Here is a 19,204-nt window from a genome sequence, read left to right as displayed (position 1 = left end):
CTGCGAAGCTCCGTTGGGAAGAGCCGGGGCCGCGCGCGGCCCCGGAAGCGCGGCTCAGCGGCCGTTGCGGATCGGGATCGGCAGATCCTCGATGCCCAGCTCGCGCACCAGGACGGGAACGCCGTAGTCCTTGCCCTCCTGGATCTCGGTGCGGAAGTGATACATCGACTGCAGCGCCTGATGATCCTCGGGACGGAAGACCATCCGGCCCTTGGGGGTCTGGAACTCCATCCCCTCCATCGCGGCGATGAGCGCCTCGGTCTCGGTCGAGCCGGCCTTGCGGATCGCCTCGACGATGGCGATGCCCGCCGCCATGCCGCCGGCGGTGAAGAAGTCGGGCGGCGTGCCGAAACGCTCGAAATGCGTCTTCACCAGCCAGTCGTTCACCGGGTTCCTGGGGATTTCGTAGTAGTAGTAGGTGGCCCCCTCCATGCCCGGCATGTCCTTGTAGGCCTTGAGCGCGGCAAGGATGTTGCCGCCGGTCGCGATCTCGATGCCGTAGCGGCCGGGATCCATGGCGTTGATCTTGCCCATGGGGTTGCCGCCCCCGGCCCAGATGATGAATAGCTTCTTCTCGCCCTCGACATCCTTCATCGCGTTGAAGATGCGCTCGGCCGCGGCGGTGAAGTCGGTGGCGTCGGTGGGCACGTATTCCTCGTGCACGACCTGCGCGCCGGTGGTCGCGAGGGCCTCCTTGAACGCGGCGACGCCGTCGCGTCCGAAGGCGTAGTCCTGGGCCAGCGTGGCCACGCGCACGTTCGGCCCGCCGATGGCGATGGCGTTGGCCACGGCGTCCTGGCTCGAATTGCGCGCGGTGCGGAAGATGTAGCGGTTCCAGTTCTCGCCGGTGATCGAGTCGGCGACCGCGGGCTCGACCAGCAGGATCTTCTCGTATTCCTCGGCGACCGGCAGCATCGCCAGCGCCACGCCCGAGCTGACCGGCCCCACGGCGATGTCCGCCCCGTCGTCGCCATAGGCCTCGGCCAGCAGCGCCTTGCCCAGCTCGGGCTTGAGCTGGGTGTCCTTCTCGATCACGACGATCTTCTCGCCGTCGATCTGCATCGTGCCGCCGGTCGCGTATTCGAGCCCGAGCATGAGCCCGTCATGGGACTGCTTGGCGTAGGCCTCGAACGGGCCGGTCTTTCCGTAGACATGCGCGATCGTGATGTCGGCATGCGCCCCGCCGGCCATCGACGCAAGCGCCGAGATGGCGGCCACAAGTTTCTTCATCGTCTCCTCCCGATGTCAAAATATGACACATGAATCATACGTCATGTTATGGGCGCGCGAAACCCCTGTCAAACCGCCGCGGCGCCCTGCCGTCGGATGGGCGATCGCGCCGACCCGGCCGGGCGGGGCCCCGCGCGTCGAAACACGCTTGACCGGGGCGCGCATCTTGCGCCAAGCCGGTCACGCGCGCCGCCCGCGGCGCAGAGCGGGAATCGCGCCATGCGCCTTGTCATCTCCTTCGCCGCGCTCTTGATGTCGGTGGTCCTCGTGCAGCTGGGCTCGGGGGCGCTGGGGCCGCTCGACGCGCTGTCGGGGGCGGCGCTGGGCTTTTCGACGGCCCAGATCGGCATGCTGGGATCGGCCCATTTCGTGGGCTTCTTCGTCGGCTGCTGGGCGGCGCCGCGCATGATGGGCGCGATCGGACACTCGCGCGCCTTCGCGGCCTTCGCCGCCTCGGGCGCCATCGGCGCGCTGGCCCATCCGCTCTGGCCCGATCCGACGGCATGGGCGGCGCTGCGGGCGCTGACCGGCCTTGCCGTCGCCGGCGCCTACACGGTGGTCGAAAGCTGGCTGCAGGCCAAGGTCGACAACAGCACGCGCGGGCGGGTCGTCGGGATCTACCGCGTGGTGGATCTGAGCGCGTCGCTGGTCGCGCAGGCGATGATCGCCGTGCTGCCGCCGGCCTCCTACGTGTCCTACAACATCGTCGCCATCCTGTGCTGCCTGTGCCTTCTGCCGCTGACGCTGAGCAGGGCGGCCGCCCCGGCCATGCCGCTTGCGCCGCGCCTTCGCCCGGCGCGGGCGGCGCGGCTGTCGCCGCTGGCGGCGGCGGGCGTGCTGGTTGCGGGCTCGTCCATGCCCGCCTTTCGAATGGTCGGCCCGGTCTATGGCCACGAGGTCGGCCTGGACGCCGAGGGGATCGCCACGTTCCTGGCGGCGGCGATCCTGGGCGGCGCCGCCGCGCAGATCCCGATCGGCTGGGTCGCGGACAAGATGGACCGGCGGCACGTTCTGACCGGGCTGTCGGCGGCCTCGGCGGCGACATGCCTTGGCGTCGCCGCCGACGGCGGCAGCTCGGCCGCCGCGGCCTTCGCGGGCGCCTTCGCCTTCGGGCTGTTCGCCTTTCCGATCTACTCGGTCTCTTCGGCCCATGCCAACGACTTCGCCGAACCCGACTTCGTGGCCGAGCTGAACGCCTCGCTGATGTTCATCTACGGACTCGGCGCGATCGCCAGCCCGCTTTCGGCCTCGCTGCTGCTCGATCGCTTCGGCCCGGGCGCGCTGTTCTCGTTCATCGCCGGGCTGCACGGGCTGCTGGCGCTGTTCGGACTGGCGCGCATGGCCGTGGGGCGCAAGGCGCGCGCGCGCACGCCCTACCGCTACCTGCCGCGCACCAGCTTCGTGGTCGGCCGGCTGATGCGGCGCCGCAAGGATGGCTGAGCGGCGCTCGCCCTCGGCCCGCCGATCCGCTATGAGAGGCCGACTCGACCCATCGGCAACCGGAACAGGCGCGACATGGCCCGAATTCTGATCACCTCCGCCCTGCCCTACATCAACGGCGTCAAGCACCTGGGCAACCTGGTCGGCTCGCAGCTGCCCTCGGACGCCTATGCGCGCGTCATGCGCCAGCGCGGCCACGAGGTGCTGCTGATCTGCGCCACGGACGAACACGGCACCCCCGCCGAGCTGGCCGCCGCCAAGGCCGGCCTGCCCGTGGCCGAATACTGCGCGCGCATGCACGAGGTGCAGAAGGCCCTGGCCGACGGCTTCGCGCTCAGCTTCGACCACTTCGGGCGCTCGTCCTCGGCGCGCAACCATGCGCTGACCCAGCACATGGCCGGCCGGCTGGCCGAAGCCGGGCTCATCGAGGAGAGGATGGAGCGCCAGGTCTACTCGCGCGCCGACGGCCGCTTCCTGCCCGACCGCTACATCGAGGGAACCTGCCCCAACTGCGGCTACGACAAGGCCCGCGGCGACCAGTGCGAGAACTGCACCAAGCAGCTCGACCCGACCGACCTCGTCAACCCGCGCTCGGCGATCTCGGGCTCGACCGACCTCGAGGTGCGCGAGACCAAGCACCTTTACCTGCGCCAGTCCGCCATGCGCGAGCGCCTGCGCGCCTGGATCGATTCGAAGACCGACTGGCCGGTCCTGGCCACCTCGATCGCGCGCAAATGGCTCGACGACGGCGAGGGCCTGCAGGATCGCGGCATCACCCGCGACCTTGACTGGGGCATCCCCGTGCGCAAGGGAACCGAGCCCTGGCCGGGCATGGAGGGCAAGGTCTTCTACGTCTGGTTCGACGCCCCCATCGAATACATCGCCGCCACCGCCGAATGGGCAGACGCCACCGGCCAGGACGATTCCGCCTGGCTGCGCTGGTGGCGCGAGGACAAGGGCGCGCATGACGTGCGCTACGTCCAGTTCATGGCCAAGGACAACATCCCCTTCCACACCCTCAGCTTCCCGGTCACGCTGATGGGGGCGAATTTCGACGGCGCCGAGCCGTGGAAGCTGGTCGACTACATCAAGGGCTTCAACTGGCTGACCTATCAGGGCGGCAAGTTCTCGACCTCGCAGGGGCGGGGCGTGTTCATGGACCAGGCGCTCGAGATCCTGCCCGCCGACTGCTGGCGCTGGTGGCTGCTGGCCAACGCGCCCGAAAGCTCGGACAGCGACTTCACCTGGGATGCGTTCCAGAACGGCGTGAACAAGGATCTGGCCGACGTGCTGGGCAATTTCGTCAGCCGCGTGACCAAGTTCTGCCGCTCGCGCTTCGGCGAGCAGGTTCCCGCCGGCGGCGCCTGGGGCGAGGCCGAGCGCGCCCTGGTCGAAGAGCTGCGCCGGCGCCTGGCCGCCTACGAGGCCCATTGGGACGCGCTCGAGATCCGCAAGGCCGCCGCCGAGCTGCGCGCCATGTGGGTGGCGGGCAACGAGTATCTGCAGCGCGCCGAGCCCTGGGCCAGGTTCAAGACCGATCCCGAGACGGCCGCCGCCGCGATCCGCTTCGCGCTGAACCTGACGCGCCTTTACGCCATCGTCTCGCGGCCCTTCATCCCGCAGACCTCGGACCGCATCTTCGCCGCGCTGCGCCTTGCGCCCGAGACCGAGCGCGACTGGCCGCGCGACGTCGAGGCCGCGCTGCGCGCCCTGCCCGAGGGCCACGCCTTCGAGACGCCGCCGACCCTGTTCGCGAAGATCACGGACGAGCAGCGCGCCGAGCTCGAGGCCCGCTTCGCCGGCGTCGACTGACGCCGACTGACGCGGGGCGCCGCCCCGGCAGGCCGCGCGCGGGTTCCCGTCGGCGCGCGGCGGCGCGACGGAGCGACGGATGGTGGCCGGACGATCGACGGGAAAACCCTGGCGGCGCCCGGCCAAAGGGCGCGGCGGCCCCTTGTCGAAGTCGCCGACCCGCCCCCGCCGGGCAGGCCCCGTCGCCTCGGCGCCGATGTCAGGACGCGGCGCGCGCTCCTCGGGCGCCCTTCCAGAGCCCGCGGCGCCCGCTCAGGCCGGGCGCGCCGCGGCGTTCCTGCGCCGCAGCGCGGCGCCGGCCGCGATCAGCAGCGCCGCGGCCATCATCGCCCCCGAACCCGGCAGCGGCACCGCCGAGGTGGCCGCCGTGCCGTCGCCCCCCGAAAGCGGGTCGATCACGAGCGGCTGATCGACGATCAGGTAAGGGGTGATCGCCACGAACCACCCGGCCGCGTCCCGCTGGATCAGCGGGCTGGGGCCGAAGCGCTCGAAGAATCCCATGCCCATGAACTGCGCCACCTGCAGCGTGTCGAGCGAGGTGTCGCCGTTCAGCGTCGGGTCCATCAGGTTTCCGCTGGCGACCGAATAGGGCGACTCGTCGGGGTGGTAGAGGCCCAGCGCATGGCCCAGCTCGTGCGCCAGCAGCTCGGCGCCGTAGCCCGAGCTCATGTAGCCCTTCTCCACCGCCAGCTGGTTGCCCGGCGTCTGCCCGCAGCCGACGATGTTGACCGCGTAGCCGCCGCAATAGTTGATCGCGTCGACGAAATACAGGCTGACCACCGGGTTCGCGCTGCCGTCGCGGCTGTAGAGCGGATCGGTCAGGCCGAAAAGCTGGTCCAGCTCGGTCTTGGTCGTCACCCGCAGCAGGTCCGGCGCCTCGATCTGCACCACGTCGCCGAAGCGGATGTCGATGGGCTCGCCCAGAAGATCGGTCACGCTCTGCTGGCCGAAGATGGCGTCGACCTCGCTCTCGCGCGTGACGACGCCGGCGGCCTCGTAGGCGGGCAGGACGGCGGGCTGCGCGCCGGCGGCCTCGACGACGCGGAAGATGCCGTCCTCATGGCTGTGAGCGTCGATCTCTTCGGGAAGGATGTTGCTTGCCCCGGCGGGGGCCGCCATGGCGGCGCAGGCGGCCAGAACCGCCGCCCCGACCGCGCGGCGCAGAGGCGCCGCAAGGGTCCTGTTCATCGTCATCACGCCACGCGTTCCTGGTTGCTGACGGCGCAACATGCGCCGAACGCCAAAGCCACTCGCCGCGGCGCACATCATGCCGCGGCCCCCTCAGTTCAGGGCGCAAGACGATGAAAATCAACCACGATCTTTAACCAACCCCGGCGCCCGGCGCCGTCCGAGCGCAACCGCAGGGGGAAATTCCGGGCGGGTTCAAGGCCTTGCGCCCCCGCGCGGGCGCGCCCGCCGCCGTCCGGGGCCGCGCCGCGCCGGGCGCGCAAGCCGGCGGCGGCGCGGGCGCTCATGGTTCTTTTCGATCAAGCGCCTGACCCGCGCGGAAACCTTTCGTCAAGGTTTGATTCGCACCTCGGCCCGCGCCTCGCGCATCAGCTCGGCGCTGGCCTCGGCGATCGGGTCGTAGATGTCGCGCACCGCCTCGACCACATGCGCCGGCGGAGGCCCGCGCCGCCAGGTGCTGGCCCCGGTCTTGCGCCGGTCGCGCTCGACCCCCGGATCGGGAATCGGCGCGCCCAGAAAGGCGCCGATGCGGGCCAGAAAGGCGCGCCGGTCCTCGCGGATCTGCTCGAAGGCCGCCAGAAGCATGCGCGAGCGCGGGAAATGCCGCCGCCAGCGCGCCACGATGGCCGGCCAGTCCGAACGCGCCACGCAGCCGGGGCTGCGCAGATGAGCGATGACGGCCTGTTCGTCGCGCGGGTCCAGCCCCGGCTCGCGCATGGCGTTCGACCAGGCGCGCGCCAGCGGGTCGCGCAGGATCAGCAGGATCTTCGCGTCGGGAAAGCGCGCCGCCACCCGCGCCACCGTCGCCTCGGGCAGGATGGAATAGGCGGGCGTGATCTCGCCCGCCACCTGGCCGCGGGCGCGCGCGCGGGCGAACAGCGCCGCATACCAGTCGTCCGAGCGGCGGCCGAGGAAATAGCGCGCATCCCACAGCGGATCGACGATCGCGTCGCGCCGCCCGGCAAGGCGGCCCGCGTAATGGGCCGCGCGGCTGCGCAGATGGCGGCGGTAGCGATAGGGCCAGACCTCGACGCCCTGGGCGCCGACGTCGAAATGGTGCAGCTCCTTGACCGGCGGGGTCCAGACGGCCGGCGCGCAGCGCAGGGCGTGGTAAAGCCAGGTCGTGCCGCAGCGTTGCCCGCCGATGCAGATGAAATCCGGTCCCATTCGCTCCTCCGCGCCCGACGCGCGCGCGCCATGCGCGAAAATCGCCCGCGCGGCGGCGCGCGTCAATCATGGCGCTTGGCCCGGCCGCCCCGCGCAACTATCCTTCGCGCATGACCCATGGCCCCCTGATCGCCGAGATCGAGAGCTGGCTCATCGACGAGGCGCTTCACGATCCCGACATTCTCGACCTGTTCGGCGCGCTGTGCGTGCGCCTGCACGCGATCGGCGTCCCGCTCGAGCGCGCGGCGCTGTCCTGGCCCACGCTGCATCCGCTGTTCCAGGCCGAGCAGATCTACTGGCGCCTTGGCGAGGGCGCCGAGCTGCTGCAATACCTGCACGAGACGCAGCCCTCGGCCGCCTTCGAGGCCAGCCCCTTCCACCACGTGCTGATCCACGGGCTGGACCGCCTGCGCCGGCGGCTGATGGGCCCCGAGACGATGCTGGACTTTCCGGTTCTGAACGAGCTGCGCGAGCAGGGCTTCACCGACTACCTCATGACCTCGACCGCCTTCCAGATCGCCGAGGTCGAGAACTATCGCGGCGGCGAAAGCGGCATCATGGCCAGCTGGGCGACGCGCCGCGAGGGCGGGTTCAGCGACGCGGACATCGACGCGCTCAGCCGCATCCAGCGCATCTTCGCCGTCGCCTGCCACGCCTCGATCCAGAAGCGGGTCATGGTCAACCTGGCCACCGCCTATCTGGGCGCCACCGCCGCGCGGCAGGTGATGGAGGGGCTGGTGCGGCGCGGCGCGGGCGAGCGCATCCGCGCCGTGGTCTGGTATTCGGACCTGCGCGATTCGACGCGGCTGTCCAACACGCTGGCGCCGGACGTGTATCTGGACCTGCTCAAATGCTACTACGACTGCACGGCGCAGATGGTCATCGACGAGGGCGGCGAGATCCTCGACTTCATCGGCGACGCCGTCCTGGCGATCTTTCCCCTGCGCGGCGAGACCGGCGGCCCCGACGCGGCGCGCGCGGCCACGCGCGCCATGGAGCGCGCGCTGCAGATGCGCGAAGAGCGCCGCCCCCAGCGCGCCGCCATGGGGCTGACCGAGGATGTGCGCTTCTCGGTCGCCATGGCCGAGGGCGAGATCATGTTCGGCAACATCGGCGTGCCCACGCGGCTGACCTTCTCGGCCATCGGGCCGGTGGTGAACCAGGTCTCGCGCATGGACGAGCTGAGCAAGACGCTGGGGCGCTCGGTTCTGGTGACGCGCGAGATCGCCGCCGTCGAGCCCGGCCATTGGCGCAGCGCCGGGCTGCACCGGCTGCGCGACTTCGCCGACCCGATCGAGATCTTCGTGCGCGCGGCCGAGGTCGAGGCCGAAGGCGCCGCCGCGCCGCGCCCGCTGGCGGGCTGAGCGGCGCGCGCCCGCTCAGCCGCCAAGGCGCCGGATGCGCTCGAGCAAGGCGGGGTCCTGCGCGCCCAGCTCGAAGGCGCGGCGCCAGTCGGCAAGGGCGCCTTCGTCGTCGCCCAGCCGCTCGCGCAGCGCGGCGCGCGCCAGCCACCCTGCGGGACGTTCCGGGGCCAGGGCGATGGCGCGGTCGAAATCGGCCAGCGCCGCCCGCGGATCGCGCAGGGCGCGCACGCGCCCGCGCTCGAGCCACGCATCCGCGTCGCCCGGCGCATCGGCGATGACGCGCGAGAAGGCGGCCTCGGCCTCGTCCGCCTTGCCCAGAGCCGCCAGCGCAAGGCCCGCATTGAAGCGCGCATCCGCATCCGCCGGATCGCGGGCCAGCACGGCGCGGAAGTCCTCGAGCGCGCGATCGGCCACGCCGCGCCGCAGCAGCATCGCGCCGCGCCCCATCAGCGCCGTGCGGTCGCCCGGCGCCAGCTCGAGCGCACGGGCGAAATCGGCCAGCGCGTCGCGCACGCGCCCGCGCGCTTCGTTGGAGATGGCCCGTTTGACGTAAAGCCCCGCATAGCCCGGATCGGCGCGCTCGGCCGCGTCGAAGGCGGCGATGGCGTCGCCATGGCGGCCCAGCTCGGCCAGCCCGACGCCCATGTTGGTCCAGGCCATCGCCTGACGCCGCGCCGAAAGCCCGCCCGCCTCGACCGCGCGCCGGCAGTTCTCGGCCAGCGCGGCGGGGGCGGCCTCGGGGTCGAAGCAGCGTTCGAGCCAGGGATTGGCCCGCGCGCCGCCGGGCGCGGCCGCCAGCGCCGCGGCGCCTGCCAGGACCAGGCGAAAAGCGATGTCGCGGATCATGAACGCCTCCTGCGCGCGGGGGGCGCCCCGCCCCATGCGCCCTACAGATCGCCCCGCGCCCCTCGCGATGCAACCCCCCGCGTCTTCCCGAGCGCGCTCCCGCCCGCCTTGCCGGCCGTCGCCGCGGCACGCGCCCGCCCCGCCCGCCCGACAAGAGCCGCGCCCCGCGCCCGGCGTCGCCGGCAGCCCCCCGACCGCCGGAGCGCCGGGCTTGCGCCCCGCAGGCGCCGGTTCGCCCGAGCGCGCGCCCGCCGCGCCCGGCCCGGCCATCCGCCCCGCGCATCCGCGCGCACGACGCGCCTTCGCGCCCCATTTCCGGCGGCCGGCGCGCCCCGCGACGATGGCCGCCACTTGACCGGCGCGGCGCGGGGCGGCATGGCTGAGCGGCCGCCTTGCGCAGGCGCCGCGGGCCGCCGCGGCCGGCCGGGGCTCGAAGACAGGACGCGCCATGCCTCGCCCCGCCGCCAAGCCCGACGCGCCGCCGCGCCCCGCAGCCGGGGAAGCCGCGCAAGGCGCCGACAATCTGCGCGGCGTGGCGTGGATGCTGTTCTCGGTCGCCGCGGCCAGCGCCATGACCGTCGCGGTGCGCGCGCTGTCCGAGGACATCGACAGCCGCATGATCGTGTTCCTGCGCGCGGGCGTGACGCTGGCGCTGATCGCGCCGCTTCTGGCGCTGCCGGCCTTCCGCGCCCGGCTGCGCTTCTCGCGCCCCTGGATGCACGCGGCGCGCGGGCTGATGATCGCCGTCTCGACCCAGATGGGCTTCTACGCCATCGCGCATCTGCCGCTGGCGACCTCGACGGTGCTGTTCTTCACCGCGCCGATCTTCGCGACGCTGCTGGCCGGCCCCGTGAACGGCGAGCGCGTGGGCCCGCGCCGCTGGGCGGCGGTGCTGACGGGCTTCGCCGGCGCGCTCATCATCCTGCGGCCGGGCTTCGCCGCGCCCGAGCCGGCCATGCTGGTGGCGCTGGGCTCGTCGCTGCTGTTCGCCTCGGCGCTGTCGACCGCGCGGGGGCTGGCGCAGGCGGACGGGCCGGTCTCGACCTATGTCTCGTCCGTGGCGGCGACGGCGCTGGTGGCCTTGCCGGCAGCGCTGCCGGTCTGGCGCCTGCCCGAAGGCGGCGCGGCCTGGGCGGCGCTGGCGACGCTGGTGGCGGCGGGCGCGGCGCGCGGCGTCGCCGACATCCAGGCCTACCGGCATGGCGAGGCCAGCGTGGTCGGGGTGGTGGCGTATCTGCGCCTCGTCCTGATCGGGGGCGCGGGCTATCTGATGTTCTCCGAGATCCCCGACGCGGCCACCGTCGCCGGCGGCGCCGTGATCGTGGGCGCGACCCTCTACATCGCCCAGCGCGAGGCGCGCCTGCGCCGCGCCCGGCGCGAGCCCAGGGCCATGCCCGCCGACTGAGCGCGCCCCGCCCGCCCGAACGCCCGCGCGAAAAATCCGGCCCGGCGCCCGGATAAGGATTGATCGAGTCGCCACGAATCGCTATGTCCCCCGCCACAGGGTCACCGATCCCAACTTCGGATCATCCGGGGGGGCGCTAAGGGACCGCTGGGACTTCATCTGCTGGTAGGGGAGATCGTCATGATGGACGGCGACCTCTTCCGACTGGGGATGGACCTGGAGACAGGCGCCACCCACGAGGAAGCTGCGATCCGCGGCGGCAAGGCCGTTTGCACCGACAACGACCGTGAGCGCTCCGTGTTCGACGCGGACCGCGAGGACCATTTCATCCGCCGCAACGGCAAGGTCTTCGCCGGCACGCACCTCATCATCGAGGTGATCGACGCCGAGGGGCTGGACGACGAGGCGCGCATCCAGAAGGCGTTCCGCGACTGCGTCGAGGAATGCGGCGCCACGCTGCTGCACATCCACACGCACAAGTTCACCCCCCAGGGCGTGAGCGGCGTCGCGGTGCTGGCCGAAAGCCACATCTCGGTCCACACTTGGCCCGAGGTCGGCTATGGGGCCTTCGACGTCTTCATGTGCGGCGACGCCGAGCCCTGGCGCTCGGTCGAGGTGCTGCGCAAGGCGTTCAACGCCGGCGAGGTCCGCGTGAAGGAGATGCTGCGCGGCGAAGGTCTGGTCGACTGAACCGGCCGCCGCGACGCGAATGGGGCGCCGCGCGGGGAACCGCGCGGCGCCTTCGCTTGCGGGCCCCGGCCGCGGCGGCTTGACGCGCGGCGGCGCGCCGCGCGGCCTCGGGGCGCAGCCGCCGGGCGTGGACTTGACGCGCCGCCGGCGACATATGCGCGGCAACCGTTTCTTCGCGAAAACATGCGCCAATGCCGCGCATCGCCAAAAGGAGGCCGACATGACCATTGCCGCCAACGCCGATCACGACCGCCCCGGCCCGATCCTGCGTCTGCTGATGGCCATGCCGCTGCTGGGCTGGATGCTGAAGGACGCCATGCACGGCGCCGAGGACGCGCCGCTCTGGGCGCTGGCCAACGTCGTGCTGCTCATCGTCCTGGCCACGGCGATCTGGGGCTACGCGGCGCTCATCATCGCCTATCTGGGCCTGACGGCGGCCGCCCTGGCGATGATCATCGCCATTTCGCGCGCGAACTGACGCGGCGGGCCCCGGCATCGCCCGAAACGGCGCATCCCACGGCGCATTTCCCCTCGCCTCGCGCCCGCGCCGCGGCTAGAACCGCGCCAAGAGAAGCGACGGAGGTTCCATGCCATGAGCGACGACAGGACCATGCCCGGCTGGGCGGTGGAGACGCTGCACGAGGACTACGCGCAGGCGCTGCGCATCGCCACGCTGCTCTATGACAGCGAGACCGAACACCAGCGGCTGCGCGTCTTCCGCAACCCCACCTTCGGCCGCATCCTGACGCTGGACGACGTGGTGCAGACCACCGAGGGCGACGAGTTCATCTATCACGAGATGATGAGCCACGTTCCCATCCTGGCCCACGGCGCGGCGCGGCGGGTGCTGATCATCGGCGGCGGCGACGGCGGCATGGCGCGCGAGACGCTGCGCCACGCCTCGGTCGAGCATGTGACCATGGTCGAGATCGACGCCGGCGTGGTCGAGTTCTCGAAGACCTACCTGCCCTCGCTCTCGGCCGGCGCCTTCGACGATCCGCGGCTGAACCTGGTCATCGCCGACGGCGCCGAGTTCGTGCGCCGCGACCGGGAATCGCTGGGCGGGGGCTTCGACGTCATCATCGTCGACTCGACCGATCCGATCGGCCCGGGCGAGGTGCTGTTCACCGACACCTTCTACGGCCGCGCCAAGGCGCTGCTGAACGAGGGCGGCATCCTGGTCACGCAGAACGGCGTGCCCTTCATGCAGGGGCCCGAGCTGACCAACACCATGCGCGCCTTCAAGGCCCTGTTCCGCGACTGGACCTGCTACCTGGCCACGATCCCGACCTATGCCGGCGGGCCCATGGCCATGGGCTGGGGCACGGATGGCGACGCGCGCAATGTCGGCCTTGACGAGCTGACCGCCCGCTTCGAGCGCGCCGGCCTCGAAACCCGCTACTACACCCCCGAGGTGCACAAGGCCGCCTTCGCGCTGCCGCGCTACGTGCAAAGTCTCATGCCCGCCTGAGGGGAACGTGCTAGCATGGCGGACCGCCCTTGCGAATGGAGGTCCGCCATGAACGCCATCGCCCGCCTTGCCGCCGCCGCGGCGCTCGCCCTGCCGGGGGTCGCGCAGGCCGCCGAGTGGGATGCGCTGATCGTCGAACATGTGATCGAGGCGCCCTATGAAGACGTGCTCGAGGATCTGCGCCTGACCATCGAGGGGCGCGGTTTCGTGATCGACGCCGTCAGCCATGTGGGCGCGATGCTCAACCGCACGGCGGGCGACGTCGGCGCGCAGCGGCAGGTCTACGACCATGCCGAGGTCACGCAATTCTGCTCGGCCACGCTTTCGCGCAAGGTGATGGAGGCCGATGCGCGCAACCTCGCCTTCTGCCCCTACGGCATCTTCACCTACCAGCTGCATGGCGAGGCGGGACGGGTGCATGTCGGCTACCGCCGCATGCCCGACGGCCCCATGCAGGAGATCGAGGCGCTGCTCGACTCGATCGTGCGCGAGACCGTCGGCCTCGACTGAGCCCGCGCCGCGCGGCGCGAATCGAAAGGGGCGCGCGACCCCGCCGGATCGCGCGCCCCGAATGCGGGCGGCCTTGCGCGGGCCGCGTCAGTGAGCGACCAGATTGCCCGCGCTCATGCGGCCGTCGCGGCCCGGGACCATCTCGAAGTCGAGGGACTGGCCTTCGTTCAGACCATCCAGGCCGGCGGCCTGCACGGCGGTGATGTGCACGAACACATCCTTGCCGCCGTCATCGGGCTGAATGAACCCATAGCCCTTTTCCGAGTTGAACCACTTGACGGTGCCCTTGGCCATCGTCGATCTCCATTCCATTCACGTCGAACCGGGGCGCGCGGCCGCCGGCATAGGCGCAGTCCTCGAACGTTCCCGAGGACCCGCCGCAGCAAGAGGCGGAGCATCGACGATCATCCGATCTGCGCGCCCATCCTACACCAGCCGCGGCGCGGACAAAAGCGGCTTGCCCCGCGCCGCCCCCCGACCGCACACGCGCCGACCGCTGCGGCGGGCCGCCCCGGACGAGCGCGGGCGCCGCTTCCCGTCGCCCTGCGCGCGGGCGAGGCGCCCCGTGTCAGGCCGCCGCGCGCCGCCGTACCGGACGCGCGCTTGCCCCGCGCGCGCGGGAAGGGCATCGTGCCCGCGGCCCGCGCCCCGGCGGGCAGGACAAGAAGCGGAGCCGCGCCCATGTCAGACCTGCTGACGCTCGAGAACCTCGCCAATCTTGGCGTGCTGATCTTCCTGCAAGCCGTGCTGGGCTTCGACAACCTGCTCTACATCTCGATCGAATCGGCGCGCGCGCCCGTCGATCAGCGCGCCGCGGTCCGGCGCTGGGGCATCGTCATCGCGGTCGCGCTGCGCCTGGTCATGCTCCTTGTGATGCTGCGCCTGCTCGACAGCCTGACCGAGCCGTTCTTCGCCGTCTCGATCCCGGGCGTCATCGAGGGCAGCTTCGACTTCGCCACGCTGGTCTTCCTGGGCGGCGGCGCGTTCATCATGTATACGGCGGTGCGCGAGATCTCGCACCTGCTGTCCATGGAGCATCTCGAGCACGCGCCCGACCGCGAGCGCACGCCCAAGCCCGCCGCGGCGGTCGTGGCGATGATCGTGCTGATGAACCTGGTCTTCAGCTTCGACTCGATCGTCTCGGCCATCGCCATCACCGAGGTCTACGCGATTCTGTCGGCGGCGATCCTGATATCGGGCCTGGGGATGCTGCTCCTGGCCGACCGCGTGGCCGACTTCATCCGCCGCAACCGCCAATACGAGGTGCTGGGCCTGTTCATCCTGCTCATCGTCGGCGTCGTGCTGCTGGGCGAGGGCGGGCACCAGGCGCATCTGACGCTGGCCGGCTACAAGGTCGAGCCGCTGAGCAAGACGACCTTCTACTTCTCGGTCGCGGTGCTGGTGGCGGTGGACATGATGCAGTCGCGCTATCAGAAGCGGCTCGACGCCGAGCGCGCGCGCAAGCAGGCGCGCTTCGACTGAGGGCGTCACTCGGGCAGCGCGACGACCTCGTAAAGCGCCTCGGCCAGCGGCCCCAGGCTGACGCGGCCCATGGTCTCGGCGATCAGGTCGTAGATCGCGCCCGTGCGGTAGATGCGGCTGAGCGCCGCGTCCACCGCAAGGCGCAGCCGCGTCTCGCCGCGCTTCATGGTCAGCGCGTAGGGCTCGAAGGACAGCGCCTCGTCCGAGATGACCAACGGCGTCGCGGGCCGCAGACGCCCCAGCTGGTAGTGGAGAATCGCGCGGTCGGCGAAATAGGCCTCGATCTCGCCGCGGGCCAGGGCGCGCAGCCCCTCCTCATGCGTCGCGAAGCGCCGCAGCGCCGAGCGCGCGCCCGCCTCGCGCAGGCGCCGGGCGGCCACGGCCTCGGTGGTGGTGCCGGCCAGAACGCCCACGGGCTCGTCGCTCAGCTGCGCCAGCCGCTCGGCGCCGCCGCGGCGAAAGGCCACCGCGGCGCCGTCGATGAAGTAGGGAATCGAGAAATCCAGCGTCTGCCGGCGCGACAGGGTCTGCGTGGCCGGACCGCACAGCAGGTCGATGCGCCCCTCGGTCAGCGCCGCGAAGCGCGACTGGGCGGTGACCGGCAGCCAGACGGGCTCGGGCGCGGCGCCTTCGGGGTCGGACAGGGTCTGCGCCACGCGCGCGCACAGCGCCACCGCAAGCCCGGCGGGCGCGCCCCGGTCGTCGACGTAGGAAAAGGGCGGCGCGTCCGCGCGATAGCCAAGGCGGATGCGGCCGGTGCGCGCGATGCGCGCCAGCGCGTCCTCGGCCGGCGCCGCCGCCGCGCCCTGCGCGGCCTCTTGCGCGCGCGCGCCGGACCCGACCGGCGCCAGCGCCAGAAGGCAGGCCGCGATGCCCAGGATGACCATTGAACGCATGCCCGCTCTCCCCGCTGCCAGGCCGACGACGCGGCCCGCATGATGGCCGCCGCGCGCGCGCCGCGCAACGGGCCCCGGCGCCGCGCCGCCCCCTGCCGCGGCGCCGGGGCGGAACATCGCGCGCGCGTCTGGAAATCGGCGCCGGCGCGCGGTATGTGAGGCGCGCTGCAGCACCGCCCCGGCAAGGAGATCACGCCAATGACCCAGCTGACCTATCGCGAGCCCCCCGCCAAGAGGATCGCCGGCGCCGTCGGCGAGTGGGAGATGGTCATCGGCATGGAAGTCCACGCCCAGGTCAGCTCGAAGTCCAAGCTGTTCTCGGGCGCCTCGACCGCCTTCGGCGCCGAGCCCAACACCAATGTCAGCCTGGTGGACGCGGCCATGCCGGGCATGCTGCCGGTCATCAACGAATTCTGCATCGAGCAGGCGGTGCGCGCCGGGCTGGGCCTGAAGGCGAAGATCAACCTGTTCTCGGTCTTCGACCGCAAGAACTACTTCTATCCCGACCTGCCGCAGGGCTACCAGATCAGCCAGTACAAGCACCCCATCGTCGGCGAGGGCGAGGTGCTGGTCGATCTCGAGCCGGGCGTGGCGCGGCGCGTGCGCATCGAGCGCATCCACCTCGAGCAGGACGCGGGCAAGTCGATCCACGATCTCGACCCCGAGCTGACCTATGTCGACCTGAACCGCACCGGCGTCGCGCTGATGGAGATCGTCTCGCGCCCCGACATCCGCAGCCCCGAGGAAGCGGCCGAATACGTGCGCAAGCTGCGCCAGATCCTGCGCTATCTGGGCGCGTGCGACGGCAACATGCAGGAAGGCTCGCTGCGCGCGGACGTCAACGTGTCGGTCTGCCGGCCCGGCGATTACGAACGCTTCCGCGAGACGGGCGACCCTTCGGTGCTGGGCACGCGCTGCGAGATCAAGAACATGAACTCGATGCGCTTCATCCAGCAGGCCATCGACTACGAGGCGCGCCGGCAGATCGCCATTCTCGAGGACGGCGGGACGGTCGAGCAGGAAACGCGCCTGTACGACCCCAACAAGGGGCGCACGCGCTCGATGCGCTCGAAGGAAGAGGCGCATGACTACCGCTATTTCCCCGACCCGGACCTTCTGCCCCTGACGCTGGAGCAGGCCTGGGTCGACGCCATCGCCGCCTCGCTGCCCGAGCTGCCCGACGAGAAGAAGGCGCGCTTCGTCGCGCAGTATGGCGTGACCGAATACGACGCCTCGGTGCTGACCGCCGAGCGCGAGTCGGCCGACTTCTTCGAGGCCGTCGCCCGCGGGCGCGACGGCAAGGCCGCCGCCAACTGGGTCATCAACGAGCTGTTCGGCCGCCTGAACAAGGAGGGCCGCGCCATTTCCGACAGCCCCGTCAGCGCCGAGCAGCTGGGCGGGGTGATCGACCTGATCGCCAGCGGCGACATCTCGGGCAAGATCGCCAAGGACCTGTTCGAGATCCTCTGGACCGAGGGCGGCGATCCGGCCCGCATCGTCGAAGAGCGCGGCATGAAGCAGGTCACCGACGAGGGCGCGATCGAGAAGGCGGTGGACGAGGTGCTGGCCGCCAACCCCGACAAGGTCGAGCAGGCCAAGGCCAAGCCCTCGCTGGCGGGCTGGTTCGTGGGGCAGGTGATGAAGGCCACCCAGGGCAAGGCCAACCCGCAGGCGGTCAACGCGCTGGTGCGGCGCAAGCTGGGCGTCGAGTGAGCGCGCCCTCGACCGCGCCGCGTCGCCGCGCTAAGCATGCGAAGGTCCCCCACGGGCAAGCACGGAGCAGGCCATGACCCGCTATGAATACAAGGTCGTCCCCGCGCCGCGGCGCGCGCGCCGCCGCAAGGGCGTGCGCGACCGCGCGCAGCTCTTCGCTCGCACCGTGCAGGACGTGCTGTCCGCCGAGGCCGTCGATGCCTGGGAGTTCCTGCGCGCCGAGAACCTGCCCTGCGAAGAGCGGCGCGGCTGGTTCCGCCGCCTCGAAGAGACGGTCCAGGCGGTGCTGGTCTTCCGCCGCGCCCTGCCCGAGCCCCCCGCCGCTCGCCCCGAGGCGCGATCCGACGCCCCGGCGCGGGCCGCCGAGCCGGTCCTTTCGGCGCGCGAGCGCGAGGCCGCCGCGCAGCTGCGCGCCGCCGCCCGCCGCGACGCGCCCGAGCCGCCCTTCTCGTCCGGTCAGGGCCCGGCGCGCTGAGGCGACGCGATCGGCCGATCGCTCCCGCCCCGACCGCCCCGAAGCGCCCGCCGGCGCGGCCCGCCCGCAGCCCCGATGGCGGCGCCGACCGGAAGGCGATTCCGCCGCCGCCCATCCCGAAGGTGCGCGGCGCCGACCGCCGACGCCCAAGGGCGAAGGCGCGCCGGCGGCGGCCCGGATCGGCGCGGGGCGCTCCCGGGCGCCGCCCGTCCCGCGGGGGCGGCGGGCCGCAGCGCGGCAAGCCGCGCCTTGCGATCGCGCGGCCCATCGCGAAGCCGCGCGCCCGCCTGCCGCGGACGAAGCCCGAAAACCCGCCGCCTGGCCGGCTCAGACGCCGCCGCGGGCGAAGTAGTCGCGCATGATGCGCGCATAGATGCGGGCCAGCTTGCGCACATCCTCGGCGGGCACGCGCTCGTCGGTCTGGTGCATGGTCGCCCCGGCCAGGCCGAACTCCACCACCGGGCACATGTCCTTGACGAAGCGCGCATCCGACGTGCCGCCGCTTGTCGAGGCGACCGGGCGCAGGCCGGTTTCGGCCTCGACGGCGTCCGCGATCAGCTGGCAGAACGGCCCCGGCGGGGTCAGGAAGCTTTCTCCCGACACCTTGACGCGCAGATCGAAGCGCACGCCCGTCTCGCGCGCGACGCGCTCGGCCTCGTCGCGCAGCCACGCCTCGAGCGAGGCCGAGTCATGCGCGTCGTTGAAGCGGATGTTGACCGTGGCGCGCCCCTCGGCCGGGATGACGTTGGTCGCGGGGTTGCCGACGTCGATGGTCGTCACCGCCAGGGTCGAGGGCTCGAAATGCTCGGTCCCCTCGTCGAGGCGCCGCGAGGCCAGCCGGTCCACCAGCCGCGCCAGCGCCGGCAGCGGGTTGAGCGCGCGGTGCGGATAGGCCGCGTGGCCCTGGCGCCCGTGCGCCGTGATCCAGGCGGTCATCGACCCGCGGCGGCCGATCTTCATCATCTCGCCGAGGCGCTCGGGGCAGGTGGGCTCGCCGACCAGACAATGGTCCAGCCGCTCGCCATTCTCGGCCATCCAGTCGAGGATGGCGCGGGTGCCGTGCTCGGCCTCGCCCTCTTCGTCGCCGGTGACGAGCAGCGCGATCGAGCCGCGCGGCGCCCCCTCGCGCGCCAGCGCCGCCGCCGCGCAGACGAAGGCGGCGACGCCGCTTTTCATGTCGGCCGCGCCGCGCCCCCACAGCATCCCGTCCGCAAGCGCGCCCGAGAAGGGCGGATGCGTCCACGCCGCCGCGTCGCCCGGCGGCACCACGTCCACATGACCGTTGAAGCCGAAAACCGGCCCGCCCTCGCCAAGGCGCGCGTAAAGGTTGCTCACCCCGCCGCGCTCGATGCGCGCGCAGCGAAAGCCCAGCGGCGACAGGACCGCCTCGAGCAGCTCCAGCGTCCCCGCCTCGGCGGGCGTGACCGAGGGACGGCGGATCAGCTCGGCCGCAAGGGCGACGGGGTCGTCGGCAAGCGCGGCGGGGGAAGGGGCGTGGGGGGGCATGCGTCCTCC

The 19,204-nt window shown here is 72.1% G+C and carries 18 protein-coding genes; 11 read left to right on the top strand and 7 right to left on the bottom strand.

The features are described 5' to 3' along the window. Positions 1–54 precede the first annotated feature (54 nt). Positions 55–1,230: a substrate-binding domain-containing protein gene (locus tag BMW67_RS06075; RefSeq protein ID WP_072746405.1), complete on the bottom strand. Its 1,176-nt coding sequence runs from the start codon at positions 1,228–1,230 to the stop codon at positions 55–57. A 219-nt stretch (positions 1,231–1,449) separates the two neighbouring features. On the opposite strand from BMW67_RS06075, the gene BMW67_RS06070 reads away from it, so the two are divergent. Continuing rightward, entirely contained in the window at positions 1,450–2,670 is a 1,221-nt protein-coding gene (locus BMW67_RS06070; protein ID WP_072746406.1) for an MFS transporter, read from the top strand. A gap of 75 nt (positions 2,671–2,745) precedes the next feature. Continuing rightward, positions 2,746–4,482 (top strand): methionine--tRNA ligase, encoded by a 1,737-nt coding sequence (gene metG / locus BMW67_RS06065; protein ID WP_072746407.1) that lies wholly within the window; start codon positions 2,746–2,748, stop codon positions 4,480–4,482. Positions 4,483–4,734: 252 nt separating this feature from the next. Here metG and BMW67_RS06060 read toward each other — a convergent pair whose 3' ends face one another. Continuing rightward, on the bottom strand, positions 4,735–5,676 hold the full coding sequence (locus tag BMW67_RS06060; RefSeq protein ID WP_072746408.1) for a hypothetical protein: 942 nt from the start codon (positions 5,674–5,676) through the stop codon (positions 4,735–4,737). A gap of 324 nt (positions 5,677–6,000) precedes the next feature. Continuing rightward, a complete protein-coding gene (locus BMW67_RS06055; RefSeq protein ID WP_091764184.1) occupies positions 6,001–6,837 on the bottom strand; it encodes a sulfotransferase in 837 nt (278 codons plus the stop codon). 110 nt (positions 6,838–6,947) lie between these two features. Here BMW67_RS06055 and BMW67_RS06050 point away from each other — a divergent pair, with 110 nt between their 5' ends. Beyond that, positions 6,948–8,201 carry an adenylate/guanylate cyclase domain-containing protein gene (locus BMW67_RS06050; RefSeq protein ID WP_072746592.1) on the top strand — a complete coding sequence of 418 codons (1,254 nt, stop codon included), beginning with the start codon at positions 6,948–6,950 and terminating at the stop codon, positions 8,199–8,201. A gap of 15 nt (positions 8,202–8,216) precedes the next feature. Here BMW67_RS06050 and BMW67_RS06045 read toward each other — a convergent pair whose 3' ends face one another. Continuing rightward, the gene (locus BMW67_RS06045; RefSeq protein WP_072746410.1) at positions 8,217–9,047 is read right to left on the bottom strand and encodes a tetratricopeptide repeat protein; all 831 of its coding nucleotides are present in this window, start codon (positions 9,045–9,047) and stop codon (positions 8,217–8,219) included. 448 nt (positions 9,048–9,495) lie between these two features. Between BMW67_RS06045 and BMW67_RS06040 the strand changes: the two genes are divergently transcribed. From BMW67_RS06040 to BMW67_RS06020, 5 genes are all read left to right on the top strand, one after another. After that, complete coding sequence (locus BMW67_RS06040) at positions 9,496–10,452, top strand: DMT family transporter (RefSeq protein ID WP_072746411.1); 957 nt, start codon at positions 9,496–9,498, stop codon at positions 10,450–10,452. A 180-nt stretch (positions 10,453–10,632) separates the two neighbouring features. Next, positions 10,633–11,142, top strand: a complete 510-nt coding sequence (gene speD, locus BMW67_RS06035) for an adenosylmethionine decarboxylase (RefSeq protein WP_072746412.1) — start codon at positions 10,633–10,635, stop codon at positions 11,140–11,142. A 220-nt stretch (positions 11,143–11,362) separates the two neighbouring features. Continuing rightward, positions 11,363–11,620: a hypothetical protein gene (locus tag BMW67_RS15405; protein ID WP_125458983.1), complete on the top strand. Its 258-nt coding sequence runs from the start codon at positions 11,363–11,365 to the stop codon at positions 11,618–11,620. Between the two features lie 114 nt (positions 11,621–11,734). Next, positions 11,735–12,613, top strand: coding sequence for a polyamine aminopropyltransferase (gene speE, locus BMW67_RS06025; protein ID WP_072746414.1), 879 nt, complete (start codon positions 11,735–11,737; stop codon positions 12,611–12,613). Between the two features lie 48 nt (positions 12,614–12,661). Next, positions 12,662–13,123: a hypothetical protein gene (locus BMW67_RS06020; RefSeq protein ID WP_083581154.1), complete on the top strand. Its 462-nt coding sequence runs from the start codon at positions 12,662–12,664 to the stop codon at positions 13,121–13,123. A gap of 87 nt (positions 13,124–13,210) precedes the next feature. On the opposite strand, the gene BMW67_RS06015 is transcribed toward BMW67_RS06020, so the two are convergent. Then, the gene (locus tag BMW67_RS06015) at positions 13,211–13,417 is read right to left on the bottom strand and encodes a cold-shock protein (RefSeq protein WP_072746415.1); all 207 of its coding nucleotides are present in this window, start codon (positions 13,415–13,417) and stop codon (positions 13,211–13,213) included. A gap of 387 nt (positions 13,418–13,804) precedes the next feature. Between BMW67_RS06015 and BMW67_RS06010 the strand changes: the two genes are divergently transcribed. Then, complete coding sequence (locus BMW67_RS06010) at positions 13,805–14,605, top strand: TerC family protein (RefSeq protein ID WP_072746416.1); 801 nt, start codon at positions 13,805–13,807, stop codon at positions 14,603–14,605. 5 nt (positions 14,606–14,610) lie between these two features. Here BMW67_RS06010 and BMW67_RS06005 read toward each other — a convergent pair whose 3' ends face one another. Beyond that, positions 14,611–15,501 (bottom strand): amino acid ABC transporter substrate-binding protein, encoded by an 891-nt coding sequence (locus BMW67_RS06005; protein ID WP_177174484.1) that lies wholly within the window; start codon positions 15,499–15,501, stop codon positions 14,611–14,613. A gap of 198 nt (positions 15,502–15,699) precedes the next feature. On the opposite strand from BMW67_RS06005, the gene gatB reads away from it, so the two are divergent. Both gatB and BMW67_RS05995 read left to right on the top strand, forming a co-directional pair. Continuing rightward, positions 15,700–17,214 carry an Asp-tRNA(Asn)/Glu-tRNA(Gln) amidotransferase subunit GatB gene (gene gatB / locus BMW67_RS06000; RefSeq protein WP_072746418.1) on the top strand — a complete coding sequence of 505 codons (1,515 nt, stop codon included), beginning with the start codon at positions 15,700–15,702 and terminating at the stop codon, positions 17,212–17,214. 73 nt (positions 17,215–17,287) lie between these two features. Continuing rightward, positions 17,288–17,689, top strand: a complete 402-nt coding sequence (locus tag BMW67_RS05995) for a hypothetical protein (RefSeq protein WP_072746419.1) — start codon at positions 17,288–17,290, stop codon at positions 17,687–17,689. A gap of 327 nt (positions 17,690–18,016) precedes the next feature. On the opposite strand, the gene dapE is transcribed toward BMW67_RS05995, so the two are convergent. Continuing rightward, the gene (gene dapE / locus BMW67_RS05990) at positions 18,017–19,195 is read right to left on the bottom strand and encodes a succinyl-diaminopimelate desuccinylase (protein WP_072746420.1); all 1,179 of its coding nucleotides are present in this window, start codon (positions 19,193–19,195) and stop codon (positions 18,017–18,019) included. Between the last annotated feature and the right edge of the window lie 9 nt (positions 19,196–19,204).

The organism is Oceanicella actignis (assembly GCF_900111545.1).
GTDB lineage: Bacteria > Pseudomonadota > Alphaproteobacteria > Rhodobacterales > Rhodobacteraceae > Oceanicella > Oceanicella actignis.
This window is presented reverse-complemented; position numbering and strand designations above follow the sequence as displayed.